16 protein-coding genes and 1 tRNA gene are annotated in these 19,819 nt (G+C 41.4%); 11 read left to right on the forward strand and 6 right to left on the reverse strand.

Annotated elements, in window-relative coordinates; translation table 11 throughout:
- Window positions 1–87: 87 nt before the first annotated feature.
- On the reverse strand, window positions 88–1,713 hold the full coding sequence (locus V7L05_RS32165; RefSeq protein WP_335170329.1) for an iron uptake porin: 1,626 nt from the start codon (window positions 1,711–1,713) through the stop codon (window positions 88–90).
- Between the two features lie 393 nt (window positions 1,714–2,106).
- On the opposite strand from V7L05_RS32165, the gene V7L05_RS32170 reads away from it, so the two are divergent.
- From V7L05_RS32170 to V7L05_RS32195, 6 genes are all read left to right on the forward strand, one after another.
- Window positions 2,107–3,048: a metal ABC transporter substrate-binding protein gene (locus V7L05_RS32170; protein WP_335170363.1), complete on the forward strand. Its 942-nt coding sequence runs from the start codon at window positions 2,107–2,109 to the stop codon at window positions 3,046–3,048.
- A 78-nt stretch (window positions 3,049–3,126) separates the two neighbouring features.
- Complete coding sequence (locus V7L05_RS32175) at window positions 3,127–3,897, forward strand: metal ABC transporter ATP-binding protein (protein ID WP_335170331.1); 771 nt, start codon at window positions 3,127–3,129, stop codon at window positions 3,895–3,897.
- Between the two features lie 47 nt (window positions 3,898–3,944).
- Window positions 3,945–4,826: a metal ABC transporter permease gene (locus V7L05_RS32180; protein ID WP_335170332.1), complete on the forward strand. Its 882-nt coding sequence runs from the start codon at window positions 3,945–3,947 to the stop codon at window positions 4,824–4,826.
- Between the two features lie 78 nt (window positions 4,827–4,904).
- A tRNA-Phe gene (locus tag V7L05_RS32185) sits at window positions 4,905–4,977 on the forward strand.
- Window positions 4,978–5,369: 392 nt separating this feature from the next.
- Window positions 5,370–5,858 carry a competence protein CoiA family protein gene (locus V7L05_RS32190; protein ID WP_335170333.1) on the forward strand — a complete coding sequence of 163 codons (489 nt, stop codon included), beginning with the start codon at window positions 5,370–5,372 and terminating at the stop codon, window positions 5,856–5,858.
- 164 nt (window positions 5,859–6,022) lie between these two features.
- Complete coding sequence (locus V7L05_RS32195; protein WP_335170335.1) at window positions 6,023–6,247, forward strand: hypothetical protein; 225 nt, start codon at window positions 6,023–6,025, stop codon at window positions 6,245–6,247.
- Between the two features lie 55 nt (window positions 6,248–6,302).
- Here the strand turns inward: V7L05_RS32195 and V7L05_RS32200 are convergent, their stop codons facing one another.
- Window positions 6,303–7,262 carry an NAD-dependent epimerase/dehydratase family protein gene (locus V7L05_RS32200; protein WP_335170337.1) on the reverse strand — a complete coding sequence of 320 codons (960 nt, stop codon included), beginning with the start codon at window positions 7,260–7,262 and terminating at the stop codon, window positions 6,303–6,305.
- Window positions 7,263–7,685: 423 nt separating this feature from the next.
- Here V7L05_RS32200 and purD point away from each other — a divergent pair, with 423 nt between their 5' ends.
- Window positions 7,686–8,969 carry a phosphoribosylamine--glycine ligase gene (gene purD, locus V7L05_RS32205; protein WP_335170338.1) on the forward strand — a complete coding sequence of 428 codons (1,284 nt, stop codon included), beginning with the start codon at window positions 7,686–7,688 and terminating at the stop codon, window positions 8,967–8,969.
- 86 nt (window positions 8,970–9,055) lie between these two features.
- Here purD and V7L05_RS32210 read toward each other — a convergent pair whose 3' ends face one another.
- Window positions 9,056–9,787 (reverse strand): hypothetical protein, encoded by a 732-nt coding sequence (locus tag V7L05_RS32210; protein WP_335170339.1) that lies wholly within the window; start codon window positions 9,785–9,787, stop codon window positions 9,056–9,058.
- A 664-nt stretch (window positions 9,788–10,451) separates the two neighbouring features.
- On the opposite strand from V7L05_RS32210, the gene V7L05_RS32215 reads away from it, so the two are divergent.
- A complete protein-coding gene (locus tag V7L05_RS32215) occupies window positions 10,452–15,242 on the forward strand; it encodes a GAF domain-containing protein (RefSeq protein ID WP_335170340.1) in 4,791 nt (1,596 codons plus the stop codon).
- 4 nt (window positions 15,243–15,246) lie between these two features.
- On the opposite strand, the gene V7L05_RS32220 is transcribed toward V7L05_RS32215, so the two are convergent.
- Entirely contained in the window at window positions 15,247–15,663 is a 417-nt protein-coding gene (locus V7L05_RS32220) for an ATP-binding protein (protein WP_335170342.1), read from the reverse strand.
- A 138-nt stretch (window positions 15,664–15,801) separates the two neighbouring features.
- Between V7L05_RS32220 and V7L05_RS32225 the strand changes: the two genes are divergently transcribed.
- The gene (locus V7L05_RS32225) at window positions 15,802–16,992 is read left to right on the forward strand and encodes a SpoIIE family protein phosphatase (RefSeq protein WP_335170344.1); all 1,191 of its coding nucleotides are present in this window, start codon (window positions 15,802–15,804) and stop codon (window positions 16,990–16,992) included.
- Window positions 16,993–17,034: 42 nt separating this feature from the next.
- Here the strand turns inward: V7L05_RS32225 and V7L05_RS32230 are convergent, their stop codons facing one another.
- Window positions 17,035–17,361, reverse strand: coding sequence for an STAS domain-containing protein (locus tag V7L05_RS32230; protein ID WP_335170346.1), 327 nt, complete (start codon window positions 17,359–17,361; stop codon window positions 17,035–17,037).
- A 305-nt stretch (window positions 17,362–17,666) separates the two neighbouring features.
- Here V7L05_RS32230 and V7L05_RS32235 point away from each other — a divergent pair, with 305 nt between their 5' ends.
- Window positions 17,667–17,894, forward strand: coding sequence for a hypothetical protein (locus V7L05_RS32235; RefSeq protein ID WP_335170348.1), 228 nt, complete (start codon window positions 17,667–17,669; stop codon window positions 17,892–17,894).
- Window positions 17,894–18,322, forward strand: coding sequence for a type II toxin-antitoxin system VapC family toxin (locus V7L05_RS32240; RefSeq protein WP_335170349.1), 429 nt, complete (start codon window positions 17,894–17,896; stop codon window positions 18,320–18,322). The genes V7L05_RS32235 and V7L05_RS32240 overlap by 1 nt, the downstream gene beginning before the upstream one ends.
- 65 nt (window positions 18,323–18,387) lie before the next feature.
- On the opposite strand, the gene V7L05_RS32245 is transcribed toward V7L05_RS32240, so the two are convergent.
- Window positions 18,388–19,812 carry a hypothetical protein gene (locus V7L05_RS32245; RefSeq protein ID WP_335170350.1) on the reverse strand — a complete coding sequence of 475 codons (1,425 nt, stop codon included), beginning with the start codon at window positions 19,810–19,812 and terminating at the stop codon, window positions 18,388–18,390.
- Window positions 19,813–19,819: the final 7 nt, after the last annotated feature.

The raw sequence follows: 19,819 nt of genomic DNA on the forward strand, positions 1-19,819 counted from the left end.
TCATACAGAATACCTTTCCTGTATTCTGACTCTTGACTCCTGAATTCTGTTTCGATAAATTTGCGTCTTCAGGCAAGATTTTAAAAATTAGAAAGTGAATGTGGTTCTCACTGTACCAATCACGATATCATCGTTTTGATTGTTATGATCTGGCGCTGTTATCCAGATAACTCCTGGGGTAATGCTGATATTGTCACTCAGTTGATATTGATAGAAACCTTCAATGTGATATGAAGTGTCTGGATCTTTGTTGATACCTGCATTGCTGAGAGAACTGCTCACACTAGTAACTTTCGGTTCCATACCCACAATAATGCCTGCAATGTTACCTTTTTTACCAAGATCCGGGAAAGCCAGTGTAACGGCATAGTTCCAGATGTCAGCATCACCAGGAGTAACTGAAAGGACGCGAGCTTTAGTTAAGCCAGCCCAACCGCCAATCAGGAATTTTGAGCTAGGTTGAAAGGATGCTTCTATACCGTAGGAGTTACTAGAAGCATTCTGCAATATGTTGTCATTAGCGTTATTGCTACCACCACTACCATTGGCAAAAAAAGTATTTTTGTAGGCGTTAATGTAGGTCAAACCAAGGGTAATTTGGTTGCTAGGCTTAACAGTTAACTGCGCCATTGCACCATAAGCACCGTTGAACAGTCCAGAGCCTAGCTGAGGGTTAGCAGCATCATTCGCTAAATACCCCAAGCTTAGTTCGAGGTTATCACTGAACTCGTGTTTTATTCCTATACCAGTACCATTGACTAGATAATAAATTGGGTTGCGAGTCCCAAAATGGGAAAGGGCACCAGTACCACCGTCCCCATCTAGGTACGGGTTGACTGTGTTGGTGAAATCATCAATTGCACCTGCATTTGCTTCCAGGGTGATGCCTGTTTTCTTACCGAGAGGGAATTGATATAACAGCGCGTCTATCACAACTCCATTATTGTTGTTACCACCAGCAAATCGGAGATCACCTTCTGGTGTAAAGGTAGCAGTCTGAGAGAAGGGATCTAGGTTTGTTGCCTGAAGTCGCGTTCTGAGTAAATCTTGACCTGTGAAACTGGTATCAAGGTTCAGACGCACCCGATCTGCAAGGACAGTATTTTGGTTGACTTTCTGACCATTAACTGTATTTCCACTTATGACACTGGCGATCGCCATTACCACTTCCCCATTCAGTTTGGTTGTGGTTGAAAACCGATTCGCCTCCAATTCAGCAGTACGTACTTCTACTGAATCTACACGACCTCGGAGTGTCGCCAGTTCTGCTGAAAAGTCTTCTTGCAGCTTTTGTAATGTGGCTAAATCTTCTTTTTTAACTAAATCGCCAGTGGCTGTAGCAATTAGTTCGTTAACCCGATCAAGACAAGCATTCAAACCAGCAGCAAACTCATATCGCGTTAATGCCCGATTACCACGATAAGTGCTATTTGGGTATCCTGCAATACAGCCATAGCGCTCAACTAAGGATTGCAATGCTTGGAATGCCCAGTCGGTGGGTTGTACGTCGGAAAATTGAGACACAGAGGTAACTTGCCCTATTGTCTGAACTGGCGCTAAGTTCGTAGCTTTTGTGTCTGGATTAGCTAAAACTTGCGGTTGATTGATTTCAGACGTGCTGGATGTTTCACCTGCAAATGCAGCAGTATTCACAAATAGCATTACACCGCAGATTGCTGGACTAAATAGCAGATATTTACAGAATTTTTGCATTTTTCTCCTCACACTGATCTCCAATTCACACCCAAACCACGTTTAAAAAAACGTGGGCTTTCTAAGAATCTTTGTCAGTAATCTTATCAGAAGTTAGGAAACTTTTTCACAAAAAAGTCAAGAAATCCTAATTATTCAGGGAAAACTAAATTGCAGAGGGCTGTACCACCTGAAAAAGTTTTGTTGTTACTCATTACACAGGAAACCCAGAATGATATTATCTGTCTAGAATGAGAATGAGAATTATTATAGTATAAAATGCAGAATAGAAATTGTGACAGAAGCAGAGCAAGCAAGCATCCGCTTTGAGGAGAAAACACCGTGATTGTGAATTGCAGAGGACTTAGAATAGACAGGCAAAGAAGCGGCATCTTGCCCATAATTGCTCTGCTAATGTTGTCAATGGCTACTGGCTGTAGTCAATCGAATCCGAATCAGGGAAAAACTTCCGAACAGTCGCCACAAGCACAGGAAGCTGCATCTACCCCACGGGCGCAGTCGGGAAAAACTAAAGTAGTGACGACATTTTTGCCGATATATTTGTTTACTAAGGCAGTGGCTGGAAATGTCGCAGATGTAGAAATTCTAGTGCCACCTGGTACGGAGGTACATGAATACCAAGCGACACCAGAAAATGTCAAAGCGATCGCCATTGCAAATGTGTTAGTAAAAAATGGGTTAGGTTTGGAGGTATTTCTGGAAAATACTGTCAAAAATGCCCAAAATCCCAAATTAGCTGAAATTGATGCCAGTAAAGGCATTAAACCCTTAAATGAAATTTCACCTGTTGTGAAAACGACGCAAGAGGAAAAAGACCACGAACACGCCCAAGGCAATCCTCACGTTTGGTTAGATCCAGTTTTGGCGAAACAGCAGGTAACTAATATTCGGAATGGATTAATTGCTGCTGACCCCGCGAACAAAGCTACTTATGAGGCCAATGCTGCGGCTTATATTCAAGAATTAGAAAGTTTAAACAGCGAATTTCAGCAGACTTTGCAGAAAACTCCTAGCTGCACCTTTATTACTTTTCATGATGCGTTTCCATATTTAGCTAAACGCTATAACCTCAAGCAAGTTGCTGTGGTGCAAATTCCCGAAGATCAACTTTCACCAACCGATGTGCAAAATGCAGTCAACGCTGTGAAAAAATACAAAGTTAAAGCTTTATTTAGTGAACCAGGAGTAGATAATAAACTGCTGGTCAGCCTCTCCAAAGACTTGAAATTAACTTTGCGTCCTCTGGATTCTCTGGAAACTGGCGAAACAGATCCGCAACATTATTTTCAGGCGATGAAAGCTAACTTGCAAACTTTTGAAACGGCGTGTAAATAGGTTTGTCATTTGTCACTTGTCCTTTGCAAATGACCAATGAAAAATGACTAATGACCAATAACCAATAACCAATGACTAATGACTAATAATATTTTGAAAGTAGAAGGATTAACTGTCTATCAAGGCAGCTATCTAGCTGTTAAAGACGTTTCCTTTGAATTGTTGCCAGGAAAAGATACAGCCATTGTCGGACCCAATGGCGCTGGTAAAAGTACTTTGGTAAAAGCGGTTTTAGATTTGATACCTCGAAGTGCTGGTACGATTGAAATATTGGGTCTTCCAATTGCAAGGCTGGGGCGTTTACGTCACCTGTTGGGCTATATGCCGCAAAACTTTATTTTTGACCGCAGCTTTCCCATTTCTGTTAGCGAATTGGTGGGGCTGGGATGGACTAATGAAAGGAAAAGAAAGGATTCATTTTTCTCCGGCTTGTGGAGACAAGACCGAGAAAAATCGGCAGCAGTTGTAGAAGCTTTACGGCGAACCGATGCTTATCATTTACAGCATCAAGCTATTGGTACTCTTAGCGGTGGTCAACTGAAGCGGGTTTTATTGGCTTATTGTTTGGTAATGCCTCGGAAACTGTTGGTACTAGATGAAGCTTTTGCTGGTGTTGATGTGCAAGGTACAGCAGATTTTTATGCTTTGCTAAATGAATTAAAGCGGGAAGAGGGTTGGACGGTATTGCAAGTTTCTCATGATATTGATATGGTAAATCGCCATTGCGATCGCGTGCTTTGCCTGAATCAAAGCATTGTTTGTACTGGTAAGCCGGAAATTGCCCTTTCACCGCAAAACCTGTTAGCAACCTATGGCCCAGGTTTCAGTCGCTACCAGCACCAACATTAAAATAATTCGTAATTCGTAATTCGTAATTCGTAATTAAAGAATGAAAGATGCCAGTAATTATAGATTTCTGCAATGATTGTCAAATAGCAAGGCTTGCGATCGCCAATAGCAATGACTTGGTAAAGTTGTTAGAATTCCCCTTTATGCAGCGTGCGATCGTCGGTGCTGTATTAATGGGAATACTTGGCGGTATGTTGGGTAGTTTTGTCACCTTGCGCCAGTTATCCTTTTTCAGCCATGCGGTTGGTCATGCAGCATTAGTAGGTGTGGCGTTAGGCGTGCTGCTACAAATAAATCCTACTTGGATGCTGTTACCTTTTACCTTAGTTTTTGGCGTTATTGTCCTCTATTTTATCGACAAAACCGACTTAGCTAGCGATAGCGTACTTAGTATAGTGCTATCTGGGGCATTAGCGATCGGTGTAATTCTCACGAGCCTGATTAAAGGATATCATGGTAACTTGATGGCGGTGCTGTTCGGCGATATTCTAGCGATCGATACCACAGATTTGATTTTGACGCTGTTAGTACTTGTGGGAGGTAGCATATTTTTACTATCAACCCTGCGGCAGCAAATTTTATTGACCCTTAACCCTGATGTCGCGCAAGTTCAAGGTATTCCCGTCCAATTGTACCGCTATGTTTTTGTGGTCTTGCTTTCACTCGCCGTTGCTGTCGCAATTAAAGCTGTCGGCGTTTTACTGGTGAACGCCTTTTTGGTTATTCCCGCCTCCACCGCCAAACTGATGAGTCACCACTTTAGCCGCTTTCTAGTCATGTCGGTGATAGTTGGTTCGATCAGCAGCATTGCTGGCATCATTGTCTCAGGTATTTTCAACTTTGCTTCTGGCCCAAGTATTGTTCTTGTCCAATTTCTGCTATTTGTAGCCGTTTTCATCTGGTTAAAGTTGAGGTTAAAAGCTACATAAATATTTTATTTTCTTTAAGGACTTGCTATATTCTTTAATGTTTGCTACATTTAGTAATCGTGGCTCACAAAAGCCCCAGCCGGGATAGCTCAGTTGGTAGAGCAGAGGACTGAAAATCCTCGTGTCACCGGTTCAAGTCCGGTTCCTGGCATCACAATAAATAGCAAAAAGCCTTGATATATCAAGGATTCAACAAAACCACCACTAGTAAACGTAGAAAACTAGTGGTGGTTTTTACATTTTTTAACTTGACTTTGACTATGAATTGACTATGACACAAATAGAGCAGAGGTTTTTTCATAGTCAAATAAGGATATGGTAATTAAGGTGGAATATAAAGCATCTAAAGGTTCAGTCGGTGTCGAATCATTTCAAGAAAGACTCAGACTACGTTTACCACGTCACCTTTACAATGGGAAAGTTACAACCACTAAAAGAAATATGTTGGCAGATACAAGTATAATCAGTAACTCTACTCAGGTATATCCTAAGTATTAACAGTTATTCTCATAATAATGAGAGTATCACTAGGATCAATTGAATATGGAATATGCAATCTCAATATATAAAGGTAGCAAAAGAGTTTATGCAAAGGATTGTGATTTTGTTTCTTACTCAAAACAAGGTTTAATTTGTCCTATTTGCAAACAAGAAGTTTATTTAAGAAAGGGTAATATTAGAGAACCCTATTTTGCTCATTTTCATGCCACTAGTTCTAGACAAGTAGAAGAATGTGAACTGAGAGTATCAGCCGATGGTAATGGTACAGAAACAAGTAGCTTGATTGAAAATAGGGGACAAAGATTAGATATATTTCAACAGCACTTCATAAGTATGATTTATGTCGGGCAAGAAAAAATTGTTGATAATGTGAAATTTAATAACTGGATTGACTCAATCAAACGTGACAATAATCAAGCGATTAATAATATTATCAAAGATTGTAATCAATATTTCCAATATTTTCTAACTCATCAACGACTAATGGAAGATAAGTATATTCTTCCTTCAACTAAAATCATGAATTGTTAGAAAACTATGCTATTCCTTTTTGGATAGCTAACGCTGAAAAATATGTATTAGCTAACAAGTTACCTCCCGTCTGGTTAATCTTATGTAAGCTTATTGAATTAACCTAACCTGTATGGACGATAAAACTAACACTCTGTCATTAAATGACCTACAAAGCACACACTATGTCAGATAATGTTTGGAAAGAACGGGAAACTACTATAGCTATTGCTAACGATAAAACTGGGCAATGGTTGTTTCTTACGTTTCCATCATGGGAGGAAGCTAGACAAGCCGTTAATGCAGGTAGGAGTGAAGGTAAAGCAGCAGTTTTATATGACGGTACTACTTTACCCGAACCTCCAGAATTACCTATGCCTCTAGAACCACCACAGGTGTACCTCACGTAAACAAGAACCGCTATAACAAAAGTGAAGATTAAGAAGATAAGGGGGATGAGGAAAATTAGGAGGATAGGGAATACAAAGATTTTACCCACTTCCATTCCTCTGTCAAACCCTCTCTCAAGGAGACTTGCGGCTGATATCCCAGAATTTTCTGTGCTTTAGATACATCAGCAGCAGTGTGGCGGGCATCTCCCATCGCCTTTTCTATGTGGTTTCTTTTGATTGATTTCCCAACGATTTCTTCAATCCTATCCAAGACTTCTGCTAAAACTACCCTGCTACCACCACCGATGTTAAAGATTTCTCCCACTGCTTGGGGTGCGATCGCGGCGGCTAAATTAGCAGCGATAATATCACTAACAAACGTAAACTCCCGCGTTTGCTGGCCATCGCCGTAAATAGGAATCGCTTCATCCTGCAAAATCGATTTAAAAAACTTATGAAATGCCATATCTGGGCGCTGTTTGGGGCTATAAACTGTGAAATAGCGCAATGTAACACAGGGTACGCCAAAGTTTTTGTAATACAGTTCACACAAAAACTCTGCTGCTAGCTTCGTAATCCCGTAAGGAGAAACTGGTTGAGGACAAATTGCCTCGTGGGTAGGTAATGTTTCTGCATCACCATATACACTCGATGAAGAGGCAAATACTAGCCTTTTCAGATGTTTAGCATCTTTGGCTGCTTCTAGCAAAACTTGTGTAGCATTAACATTTCGTTCTGTGTAACCTCGAAAAGCTTTACCCCAACTTGCTCTAACGCCTGCTTGTGCCGCTTGATGGTAAACTATATCAACATCTTTTAGGAGTTTCTGCCAATCTAAAAACTGAATATCTCCTTCAATTAATGTAAAGCTAGGTGAACGATGTAAGTGTATAATATTCTTACGCTTTAACATCGGATCGTAGTAATCATTGAATTCATCAATTCCGATCACTTCTTCTCCTTGTTGCAGTAATCTTTCTGCAAGATGAGAACCAATAAATCCGGCGGCTCCAGTAACGATAATTTTAGCCATGTCGCCTATTTTTTTATATCCTGATTAATCTCTAAAATCACAAGTTAATAATTATAATCAATATTTTGTTACTAATTGAAGATTTTTTTAAATTCATTATTGTAGCGTTTTCAACATAAAATATAAGTAAAATAACCTAGTTATATTTAAAGTAAATTATTAAGTATATTTAGTAATTGCTAACAATAAAGATTATAAGTTCATGAATTCATAAAATCTGATTTTAAGAATAAATACAGTTAAAACTCAATAGTTCAAACAGGTTAGCAGGGCGGAATAATTAAAGTTGGATATAGCAATCCTAAAACATTCGTGAAAAGTTAGAACCCCGACTTCTTTAAGAAGTCGGAGTTCTGGACACCGAGAATTTTCACAAATCAGATAGGATTGCTATATGCATAATAGGGACGCACGAGGAAATTAGTGAAAGTTTTAGTTGTAGGTAATGGGGGGCGCGAACACGCTCTGGCATGGAAACTGTTGCAATCTAAGCAAATTGAGCAAGTTATCTGTGTACCAGGGAATGGGGGTACAGCAAGTATGGAACGTTGCCAGAACTTGCCCCTAGCAGTAGATGATTTTGAGGGCATGAGCCGATATGCTCTAGAACATGGCATAACTCTGGTAATAGTTGGGCCAGAAGTCCCCTTGGCGAGGGGAATCACAGATTACCTCCAAGACAAAGGACTGATGGTATTTGGCCCAATCAGAGCCGGAGCGCAAATTGAAGCGAGTAAAGCTTGGGCAAAAGCTCTGATGCAAGAAGCAGGGATTCCGACGGCACGGGCTGCGGTATTTACGGAGGCAGCAGCAGCAAAATCTTACGTCAAATCTCAGGGAGCGCCAATTGTTATCAAAGCTGATGGCTTGGCGGCTGGTAAGGGTGTAACGGTAGCTGAAACAGTTGAACAGGCAGAAAATGCCGTTGATGCAATTTTTCAGGGACAGTTTGGCAGTGCTGGTGAATTTGTCGTCATTGAAGAATGTTTAATTGGACAAGAGGTGTCAGTTTTAGCCTTGACGGATGGGTTAACAATTCGACCTTTGCTGCCAGCTCAAGATCATAAGCGGATTGGTGACGGCGATACGGGGGAAAATACTGGCGGGATGGGAGCATATAGCCCAGCACCGATTGCTACGCCTTCTTTGATGACACGTATTCAAACAGAAGTATTAGAAAGAGCGATCGCCACTTTACGAGCTAAAGGCATTGACTACCGAGGTGTGTTGTATGCTGGATTAATGATTGCACCCGATGGCGATTTAAAAGTTTTGGAATTTAATTGTCGCTTTGGCGATCCAGAAACCCAGGTGATTTTGCCACTGTTAGAAACACCTCTTGAAGAATTGCTTCTGGCTTGTGTACAGCAGCGATTAAGTGAATTGCCGCCCATTGCTTGGAAAGGGGGAGCATCTGCCACCGTCGTTGCAGCTTCCGGCGGTTATCCCGGAGAATATGAGAAAGGTCAGGTGATTACTGGCATTGGCGACGCAGAGGCAACAGGAGCAACTGTATTTCATGCAGGTACGAAGTTGAACCAGCAACAAGAACTAGTCACAGATGGGGGTCGAGTCTTAAATGTGACTGGAATCGGAGAAAATTTTCAGCAAGCGATCGCCCAAGCCTACGCAGCGATCAAATATATTCAGTTTGAGAGTATATATTACCGGAGAGATATTGGGCATAGAGTGGTGAGTGGGAAGTAGAGGGAGCTTTGCTAACGGCGAACTACAAGGTTTTATCGCTCTGCGTCCAAATGCGCTTACCCTGTTAGGAAAGCATAGACTTCATATCACTTTTCAGATATATAGATTTTCAGTTGAATGCTTTCTTTCAAGCTGCTAAGGTAAGCTAGCAGCGCATAAATAAAAATCACAATTCCGACCATTTCCAAAAACTCTTCAACAAATATGCCAATAAACGTTATTAGGGTGCGTCGCCCAAAATCTACTCTCAAAACTCCACCCACCATTTCCATACCTAAGGCTCCACCCACATAAACAACTGCGGCAATCAGAAATAAATACCGACTCTTTTGAGGGAGATGGAGCAAAAATTTGAGATATTTAAATGCAAAAACTCCCACTAAAATAGCACCAGGGATAACCCAGGTTTGGAAAAATATCGGATTGAGATGAAGCGATTGTCGCACTGACGGAATAATCAAAATCTCGTGAAAACTAAATGCTTCATCCAAACTCAAATAGAAAAATATCCAAGATAGAGTTTTCCAGTAAGAAAAATAGCGGTCTTGCGTCTTAATAGCGGTAATTACTTTAAGTAATCCCGAACAAAATAATAGAGAGAATACGGAATACCAGGAAGGAATATTCAATTCTCCATCTAGGCTAAATAGTTCGTAAAACCATTTGGTAGCTGGGAAGGGAAACTCTGAGAGCCAGAAATAGCCACTTAATATGCCTGCTAAGGTGAGGCACATAACTGTCACACTTAAACGTCGAGCAATTGTTTTAGCACTAAGATGAATTGGTAACTCCACACTATGGATTGATAGTTGCTGCATACAAATATTGAGCTAATTTTCTCGATGTTAAACACTCATTTAATAGGAAATTATCTCATGTAGGCAAATAATATGAGCAAACTGTTATAGAACTTTCACTACGGAAAACCCTAGATTTTGAACAGAATTGTTAAGAGGATGTTTGAAAAGTCGTAAAGTATACTAGAAAAACCGCTTCCATTCCTCTCCCCAAAACGGCTACAGTGTACACACAAGTCCTAAAAACCTGCTTGATAAGGCTTGACTCGTTACCAGTCTCTGACTATTGGTGACAACTTAACGTGAAAGTTAGTCTAGAAGCAGCATTTAGAGATTGTCTCGTTCCCAGTTGGAGACTGGGAATGCATAATGGGGGGCTGCGGCCTCAAGACTTGCGGCAGAGCCGCAATTGAAGAGCATTTCCAGCCTCTGGCTGGAAACGAGATTTTTGCCATGTCTTAATAAGCGTCTATTTTGGGCATCATAATCCCAAGCTGAATACATCAGCTAGCAGTCAGAAAATTTTTTGGCAGCAAGTTTTTTATTTACAACTACAGTATCGACCGATGGCAGATAGTTCTCGATCTAGTTTGTACACTGAGTTGACCTTGGGATGTCTACTGAATTTACACCAAGACGATTCCTAATCCAAAATCTAAAATCCAAAATGGTATAAGGCTGAAGAATGAAAGCACCATTACCTGACAACGAAATACAGCGAATCGAATCTCTTTTGCAGTATAAGATCCTTGATACTCGTTCGGAAGCTGCCTTTGACGACCTCACCCGTTTAGCCTCATATATTTGTGGAACTCCCATTGCTTTAATCAGTTTAGTTGATAGCGATCGCCAGTGGTTTAAGTCAAAGATTGGTTTGGATGCCCTACAAACACCCCGAAATATAGCATTCTGCGCTCATGCGATTATGCAACCGGAAGTTTTTATTGTGCCTGATGCCACAGAAGACGAAAGGTTTGCGACAAACCCGCTAGTCACCTCTGACCCAAATGTTCGGTTTTATGCTGGAGTACCACTAATTAACCCTGAAGGATATGCACTAGGAACACTTTGTGTAATTGACCATGTGCGAAGAAACCTATCTCCAGAACAAATTGAAGCATTACGAATGCTAGGTCGCCAGGTAATCAAGCAACTAGAAATGCGGCGCAACTTAGCAAGTTTGGTATTGGCAAGTGATACACGCAAACAGGTACAAAAGACAAGCAAACAATTTTTAGAAAAGGTTGCCGCAGGGTTTGGCTTGGCGTTGGCAATTTTACTCCTGATTGGCACGCTCTTTTATCAAAGTACGGAAGTGTTGATTAATACTAATAAACAGTTGAATAACATCCAACTGACAAGCAACAGTTTGCAAGAACTGCTGTCTAATATCAAGGATGCTGAAACAGGACAACGGGGTTATATACTCACTAAACAGGATGCGTATCTAAAACCATATCAGACAGCAATTACCAAACTTGCTCCCGAAATTAAGCAGCTAAGAAAATTAACAGCAGATGATTCTAAGCAACTGAGTCAACTTGACACCCTTGAACCTCTAATCACAGTAAAACTGAACGAACTGAAAAAGACTATCGACTTGCGCCAAAATTTAGGATTAGATGCTGCATTGGAGATCATAAATACGAATCAGGGACATAACTTAATGAGTGATATCCGCAATATCATTCATGAGATGGAAAACAAAAAGAGGCAAGAACTTCAGCAGCAGTTAAAAATCACAAAAACTAGTGCCGAAAATACTCTTTTGACACTTGCGATCGCTATTTGTCTAAGTTTTCTGATTCTGGCTATAGTCTACTACTTCATTTATCGTGAGGTAAAACAGCGTAAATTAACAGAGGAGACACTAAAAAAAGAACGCAACTTTATCTCAGCAGTCCTTGATACAGCCAGCACTTTAGTAATAGTTATTGACACACAAGGGCAAATCGTTCGCTTCAATCAGGCTTGTGAACAAACAACTGGTTACTCATTTGATGAGGTGAGAGGAAGGCATTTCTGGAACTTGTTTATACTTCCTGAAGAGATCGAGCCAGTGAAAGCAGTTTTTGAGCAGTTGCGAACTGGTGAAGCGCCCAATGAATACGAAAACTATTGGGTAACAAAGGATGGCAGCCGGCGGCTGATTGCCTGGACTAACACTAGCTTACAAGACGATAAAGGCGACGTTGAATATATTATTGGCACAGGTATTGACATCAGCGATATCCACGACCAGCTTCGCTTACGCAAACGAACTGAACAACATCTCAAGGCGGAATATTCTACAACGCGCGTCTTAGCAGAGTCAACTACAATCAACGAAGCGATGCCCCAAATCATGCAAGGAATCTGCGAAAGTTTGGGATGGGATTTAAGTGAATTTTGGATAGTAGATCAGCAAGCAAATTTACTAACTTTCCTAAATTCATGGTATAAAATCTCCTTTGAGATGCAAGAATTTGACATCCTAAGTCGGCAGACTACTTTTGCACCCGGAATTGGGCTGCCCGGCCGTGTCTGGGCTAGTGGTGAACCTGTTTGGATCGCTGATGTCGTTAAAGATCAGAATTTCGTCCGCTTTCAAATTGCTATCCAAGCAAAATTGCACGGAGCTTTCGGTTTTCCGATCCGTAGTGGTAAAAAAATCCTCGGTGTCATTACCTGCTTTAGCCATCAGATTCAGCAACCTGAACCAGATTTGGCAACAGTCATGAATTCTATTGGTGAGCAAGTAGGGCAGTTTATTGAGCGCAAGCAGGCAGAAGAAGAAATCCAACGCCAAAACTTGCGATCGCAATTATTTACTGAAATCACCCTGAAGATTCGTCAGTCTTTGCAAATCAAAGAAATTCTCCAAATCACTGTCACCGAAGTACAAAAAATTCTCCATAGTGATCGAGTCTTGATTTATCAACCTTTGACAGATGAATCTGGAGCCACCGTGGTTGAGGCAGTAGTTTCTGGGTGGCTAGCAATCAAAGAAAACAAGTTCACCGATGCTTACTTTCAAGCAGAATACGTACAGCAGTACTATCTACAGCAGTTCCGTCAAAAACGGAATCTGGGGCTTGCTGAATTCGATATAGCTGAAGCCGAAAAAAGCCATATGGAATTATTGCAAGAATTTGGAGTCAAGTCCCATTTGGTCATACCCCTTCTTGTCAAAGAAGAACTCTGCGGTTTGCTGATTGTCCATCAGTGTGGCAGTTCCCGCCACTGGTCTAGCTTTGAAACTCATCTTTTACGGCAAATAGCTGACCAAGTAGGTATTGCCTTAGCTCAAGCCCAAATGTTAAACGCCGAAACTCAACAGCGACGAGAACTCGAAATTGCTCGTCAACAAGCTGAATTAGCTTCTCAAACCAAAAGTGCCTTTTTGGCCAACATGAGCCATGAAATTCGGACTCCGATGAATGCTGTTTTAGGGATGACAGGCTTAATGTTAGAAACTCCCTTAAACCCTGAGCAACGGGATTTTATCGAAACAATTCGCATTAGTGGAGACGCCCTCTTAACCCTAATCAACGAAATTTTGGATCTGTCCAAACTTGAGGCTGGAGAAATGACACTAGAAACTCTAGATTTTGATTTATCTACCTGTGTGGAAGAGGTGTTGGAATTATTAGCTCCCTCAGCCCATAATAAGGGATTAGAAATTGCCGCGTTGATCTATAGCAACGTCCCCACCCACCTCCAAGGCGATGCTGGCCGCCTGCGGCAAATTCTCATGAACTTGATCAGCAATGCGATCAAGTTCACCAGCAATGGAGAGGTAGTAGTACGAGCAGAATTGCGTTCAGAAAACTCTACTACAGCTACCATTTATTTTGCCATTACAGATACCGGTCTTGGCATTACCCCTGAAGACAAATCCAAACTCTTTATGCCATTTACCCAAGTAGATGCTTCCACCACCCGCAAATATGGCGGCACAGGTTTGGGATTAGCCATCTGCAAGCAACTAGTGAGCTTGATGGCAGGAGAAATTGGCGTAGAAAGTCGGTTGGGGAAAGGATCTAAGTTTTGGTTTGAAGTAACTCTCGCCAAGCAACTTGACCCAATTTCCTCAGAAGGCGATCGCAAAGCCAACGCTCAGGGCGAACGCGAACTTTTGCGGAATCGACGCTTGTTAGTAGTAGATGATAATGCCACTAATCGCAAAATCATCTACCATCAAGCTATCCGTTGGGGGATGATGGTGGATCAGGCTGCTTCGGCTACTACTGCCCTCAAAGTTATTCAGGAAGCCGCCAAGCAAAAAAATCTCTATGACATAGCTGTGATTGACATGCAGATGCCAGAAATAGATGGCATGACTTTAGGAGAGCAAATTAAGGCAGATTCAGCGATCGCTGGGCTACCTTTGATTATGCTTACCTCTACTAATCAACGGGATGAAATTCAACGGGCGCTAAAAATCGGATTTGCGGCTTATTTGGTCAAACCTGTGAAGCCGTCCCGACTCCTCGATACCATCATGACTATCTTAGGAACGCAGGCGGAACAAGAGAAGACAGAAGTCAGAAGTCAGGAGTCAGAAAAAGGAAGTCAAAATTTAGAAATCAGAAGTCAGGAGTTAAAAGTGAAAAATTACGACAACAACAGCAACTATCATTCTCCTGACTCCGATAAACTTAGCAGTGAGCGTAGTCGAACTACTAAAACTGAACGAAGCCGAAGTTTTAGAATTCTCTTAGCTGAAGATAATCTGGTGAATCAGAAAGTTGCTTTGAAGCAACTCCAAAGCCTGGGTTATAGCGCTGATGTCGCTGGTAATGGGAAAGAAGTTTTGCAGTTATTGGAAAAAATTCCCTACGATTTAATTCTGATGGATTGCCAAATGCCAGTTCTTGACGGTTTAGAAACCACAAAAGAAATTCATCGTTGGCAAAAAAGCAACTTTGCTAGTGGTTATCGCCCTGTAGTAATTGCGATGACAGCTAATGCCATGAAAGAAGATCAACAAATGTGTCTAGATGCCGGAATGGACGACTATCTGAGCAAGCCAGTAATTAAAGAAAAATTGGCGGCGGCGCTAGAGCGTTGGGGAAGTGTGATATTGACGGCAAAAGAAACAGCTGCCACAGACCAGATAGTATCTACAACAGATGCAGATTCAGTTGACCTCCCAATTGATTGGGAACGTTTGCATCAACTCTCAGAAAACAACCTAGAATTTGAATTGGAACTACTGCAAATATTTGTTGAAGATATTGAACCTCGTCTAGAGGTAGTTAAAATAGCGATCGCAGCTTATGACTTTCAAGAACTAGCGCTCCAAGCCCATCAAATTAAAGGTGCTAGTGCCAATCTGGGAGCTAAAACCATGCAGATGGCGGCAGAAAAATTAGAAAAATTCGCTCATAACCAAGAACGTCGAGGTACTACTAACTTCATCTCAGAGTTAGAAGAGGTTGTTAAACGCATCCAAGAGTTTTTGATCTCTAAAGAGAGTAACGCCAAAATCTGAAAAATTAATAATATTTACTAATAAATAAACAGTAACGATTATCAACTGTTGGCTCATAACTCAACTTGTCAGCAATGGCAGACATGATTTTTAAACCACGACCACGGTCTTGCTCATTTTCCTCAAATTCAGATATTTGCTGCAATTTATGCTGTAAATCAAAGGGTTTACCTTGAGACCAGATGCGAATTTCTATGTATTTATCTAACCGCACAGCTTCCATCTCAATAGGAGTTTCAACAGGTAAGTTTTTATGGGCATGTTCAACAATGTTAGTAAAGCCTTCCATCAAAAGTGTTTGACATTGCCACCAACTTTGTTTATCAGGAATAGGTGGTTGATTCATCTGCTCGAACCAAGATAATACTTGAGGCAACGCTGTCAGGTCTGTGTTGACTTTTAGAGAAATTTTATTTTTCACTTCTTAACCAATAAAATATTTTGAGATGATCATATTCGGTAATTAATTTATTTAATTTGAGTATTTTCACTATACATTCCCAACTAAATTGCATATAAATTAAATTAAAGCAACTATTTCTTTAATAAACTGTAATCTATGTTTAAAATTCTGGTTATTGATGATGACCCGATAGTGCGAACAGTACTGAAAAGAACACTCCAAAATCAGGGTTATGATACCAGTATCGCTAAGAATGGCGAGGAAGGAATTGCACAAGCACAATTATTACATCCTGCTCTGATTATCTGTGACTGGATGATGCCCCAGGTAGATGGGCTAGAAGTTTGTCGTCGAATTAGAGCAGATCCAGAATTGACAACTACTTTTTTTATTCTATTGACTGCTAGGGGAGCAGCTCCAGGACAGGAGGAAGATAGAGTTAAGGGACTTGACGCTGGAGCAGATGAGTTTATCTCTAAACCAATAGAGATGAATGAATTGAAAGCACGGGTAAGAGCAGGATTAAGGTTACACCAGCTGAATCAGGATTTACAAAGTCAAAAGCAAGCTTTGGAGACACTGAATCAGGATTTGCAAACCCAAAAGCAAATTTTGGAAGCAGAATTAGCTGAGGCATCTGATTATGTGCGATCGCTTCTACCTTCACCGCTTGTAGGAGCAGTAACTACAGAAAGTCTGTTTATTCCTTCAGCCCAGTTAGGGGGTGATTGCTTCGATCATCATTGGATTGACGAGAATCATTTGGCAATTTATTTGTTAGATGTATCAGGACATGGGGTGGGTTCAGCCCTCCTATCTGTATCTGTACTTAATGTTTTGCGATCGCAATCCCTACCGAATACTAACTTTTTTCAACCAAGTGAAGTCCTGAAAGCCCTAAATCACGCCTTCCAAATGAGGAAGCACGGTGATAAATACTTCACAATGTGGTATGGAGTTTATCACCGCCTTAAACGTCAACTCGTTTATGCCAACGCCGGACATCCACCAGCTTTACTGTTATCTAATACCTCTACAACAAGCATCCAAGTTAAACAGCTAAGTTCCTTAGATTTACCAATCGGCTTTTTACCTGATGTCCAATTTGAGGATGCTGTTTTGGAGGTCGAAGAAAACAGCACTTTATACATCTTTAGTGATGGTGCTTATGAAATTAAGCAGTCAGATGGGAAGATTTGGGGTATTGATGCTTTCATTGACTTACTAACCGAATATAGTCAAAAAGATACGTATAAGCTAAATCAATTATTAGCGAAGATTCTCGCCTTAAATGCTCAAGATAATCTTGATGATGATTTATCTTTGATAAAAGTTAACTTTGGTTAGTATAGTCAAATGTGCGTATTGACTTTTCTGTTGTCTAGCACCTTATTGTGTTGTCCATATTTTGCGCTTGAATTCATCTTGGTCAGCAAAGGTTTGAAAAATTCTATCCATTTTAGTCAGTTCAAACAACATCTTGACTTGATCGCTGATCGAACAGACACAAAGTTTACCATTAGCAGTTCGTACTATTTGCATTGCTGATACTAAAGCACCTAAACCAGAGCTATCAATAAAGTTTACTTCTTTCATGTCAAGCAACAAAATATTCGTTCCATTGTCCACAATCTTGCTAACTTCACGACGTAGTTCATTACCTCTAATGCCATCTATAATTCCAGATAATTCTAGTACTGTTACACTCAACTTCATGGGTTTATTTTCCGATTATTTAACTTGAAAAATATATATTTATATTTTGGCATTGTTCTAATGTAAACCGCCATACATCGGTTCTCAATTGCATGAAATTGTCTAGGTCTTCAAGCTACCACCCAGCGTAGGCGTAGCCCGTCGTAGACATCGCCTTGCACTGGTGAGCGCCATCATTGAGTCCTTGCAAGACACGCCAATTTCTCAGCCTGAGGGCTCTGGCGCAATTAGACGGAAAATCTGATCAATAGAAGGCGCGATCGCTCATACTAAATGATAGACACCTTCGACCATAAGAGCCGTCTATGTTGCTAGAAGAATTGAAAGAGCAGGTCTTCAAGCTACCACCCAGCGATCGCCTTGCACTGGTGAGCGCCATCATTGAGTCCTTGCAAGACACGCCAATTTCTCAGCCTGAACGCTCTGGCGCAATTAGACGGATGCGAGGCTTGTTAAAAACAGATCAGCCAGCACCGACTGATGAAGAAGTGGCTGCAATGTTAGAAAAGCGACGGGTGGACAAGTATCTCTAGTGAAAGTTTTAATTGATACCAATATTCTCCTAGATTTTCTGTTGGAGCGAGAGCCATTTTTCCAGGACGCGGAACTGTTGTTTCAGGAGATTGATTCTGGTCGTGTCGTTGGATATGTCACAGCGACAACACTTACAGATATTTTTTATATTTCCCGAAGACACACTCGCAGCATTGAGCAAGCACGCCAAGCAGTTTCAGAAACGCTAACTGCTATGGTAATTTGTGCCGTTAATCGAGCCGTCTTGGAATCAGCGTTCGGATCTGGTTTAGCTGATTTTGAAGATGCCGTTCAAATCGCTTGTGCTATTGCTGAAGGGTTAGACGCTATTTTGACACGCGATACGCAAGGTTTTTTGAGTTCATCCGTACCCGTTTTGTCAATTTATGAGTTGTTACAGCCGTTGGGGGCGGAAGATAGCGAGTAGTTAGTTGGAAAGCAAAGATGGCGGCAATATTTTACTGCGTAAAAGAGTTGCTGACAGAAAAACTTTTATAATTTCTGCCCCGCGTAAATCGATCGCACTTCGCCGTTACGCCGGATAACAGCTTCGCCATTACTAACATCTACTAGTGTCCAACCGCTTGAGCCAATACTTTCACCCATATTGATGCGGCGAGTCACGCCATCAATTTTAAACAAAGCCGCAGATTTGTTGCCCAATTCTAGCAATCCCTCTAAGGTATCACTAGGAGCATCCGCGATCGCAGTTGCCGGATATACTTGTTCCTCGGTAATAGTTGGTTCTGATTCTGGTGCCAGTGCTGCACGTAATGGAACTACTGGTAATGCAGGTAGAGGGTTGGGTGTTTGCCGCACGGTAATCGGTGCAGTTTTCCCAGCCACACGTTGAAATCCGGCTTGTACAGCCGCAGCAAAGTTGGCGGTTACAGGTTTGGCAGCTTCTTGCACTGAATTCAGAGCAGTTTTTACAACATTCGGTTGAGATCCCTTGAACGCATTGGCAACTTGTGGTAAAAGTGTCGGACTACCAGGAATAGCCGGAAACGCGTAACGCAGTGGCGACGGCGCTTGATAAACGGGGACGTAGATACGCTCAACAAAATTTCCAGAACGGTTAGGGGCTGGTGAAAATGCTGGTAGATTACCAGTTATTTGCTCGTTCCCAAGGGTTATTTGGTTAGTATTTGCCCGACTGGAGAATTCTGGTTTTTGATTGCTTTTTGTTTCTTGTTTGTCTATAACTGCTAGCGCTTCCAGCATATAGTCAACTAATTCTGCCTCAATTTCTGTTTTTACAGGCAACTGTGGCTGCATTTGCGGCACTAGAAGAACTGATTCAGGCAATTTGGTATTTAAAAGATATATAACTCCAGACTCTACCAAGTAGATAATACCAGCGATCGCTACGCCTAAAGTTGTTCCCACAATCAGTAGTTTGCCCAAAGTCTGACTACTTTTTTGACGCTTTCTACTAACTGGTTTAACGGTACTTAAGTGCTTGTGCTGATCTTGAACAACTGACTGTACTGCTTGCTTTGATGTGGGTATCGTAACTGTTTGCAGAGGCACGTATTCTGGAGGCGACTGACCTTGAGCTTGGGGGGAAACTCCCGCAGCAGACTGCGATTTGTTCTGACTACTGCGTTTAACGGTTGGAGAAGGCAGATTACCACTAACATCTAGAATGTAGTCGATATCGGCAAAGAGTTCATCCATCAGGCCATCAGCATAGTTTTCTATCGACCAAGGCTCGTTGGCGATTAAGTCTTCTGATGGCTCCGGTACAATTATGAGACGAGGACGGGTGCTGGCTTCTTGTAACATAGATGTTTTATCTTTGTTGCGAGGACGGAGAAACGCCGCCCCTACTGCCTGAAAATTAGGATTATTAATTAAACATCCAATCCCCCGTCCGATTAAAACGAGTTGATTGAACGTTGGTATTAAACTCAACTTTCAT

The organism is Nostoc sp., from assembly GCF_036917755.1.
In the GTDB taxonomy this organism is placed as follows: domain Bacteria; phylum Cyanobacteriota; class Cyanobacteriia; order Cyanobacteriales; family Nostocaceae; genus Nostoc.

Coding starts and splice junctions, on each gene's coding strand:
- V7L05_RS32165 (WP_335170329.1), bottom strand. CDS start 1,713: ATGCAAAAATTCTGTAAATATCTGCTATTTAGTCCAGCAATCTGCGGT.
- V7L05_RS32170 (WP_335170363.1), top strand. CDS start 2,107: ATGTTGTCAATGGCTACTGGCTGTAGTCAATCGAATCCGAATCAGGGA.
- V7L05_RS32175 (WP_335170331.1), top strand. CDS start 3,127: ATGACTAATAATATTTTGAAAGTAGAAGGATTAACTGTCTATCAAGGC.
- V7L05_RS32180 (WP_335170332.1), top strand. CDS start 3,945: ATGCCAGTAATTATAGATTTCTGCAATGATTGTCAAATAGCAAGGCTT.
- V7L05_RS32190 (WP_335170333.1), top strand. CDS start 5,370: ATGGAATATGCAATCTCAATATATAAAGGTAGCAAAAGAGTTTATGCA.
- V7L05_RS32195 (WP_335170335.1), top strand. CDS start 6,023: ATGTCAGATAATGTTTGGAAAGAACGGGAAACTACTATAGCTATTGCT.
- V7L05_RS32200 (WP_335170337.1), bottom strand. CDS start 7,262: ATGGCTAAAATTATCGTTACTGGAGCCGCCGGATTTATTGGTTCTCAT.
- V7L05_RS32210 (WP_335170339.1), bottom strand. CDS start 9,787: ATGCAGCAACTATCAATCCATAGTGTGGAGTTACCAATTCATCTTAGT.
- V7L05_RS32215 (WP_335170340.1), top strand. CDS start 10,452: ATGAAAGCACCATTACCTGACAACGAAATACAGCGAATCGAATCTCTT.
- V7L05_RS32225 (WP_335170344.1), top strand. CDS start 15,802: ATGTTTAAAATTCTGGTTATTGATGATGACCCGATAGTGCGAACAGTA.
- V7L05_RS32230 (WP_335170346.1), bottom strand. CDS start 17,361: ATGAAGTTGAGTGTAACAGTACTAGAATTATCTGGAATTATAGATGGC.
- V7L05_RS32235 (WP_335170348.1), top strand. CDS start 17,667: ATGTTGCTAGAAGAATTGAAAGAGCAGGTCTTCAAGCTACCACCCAGC.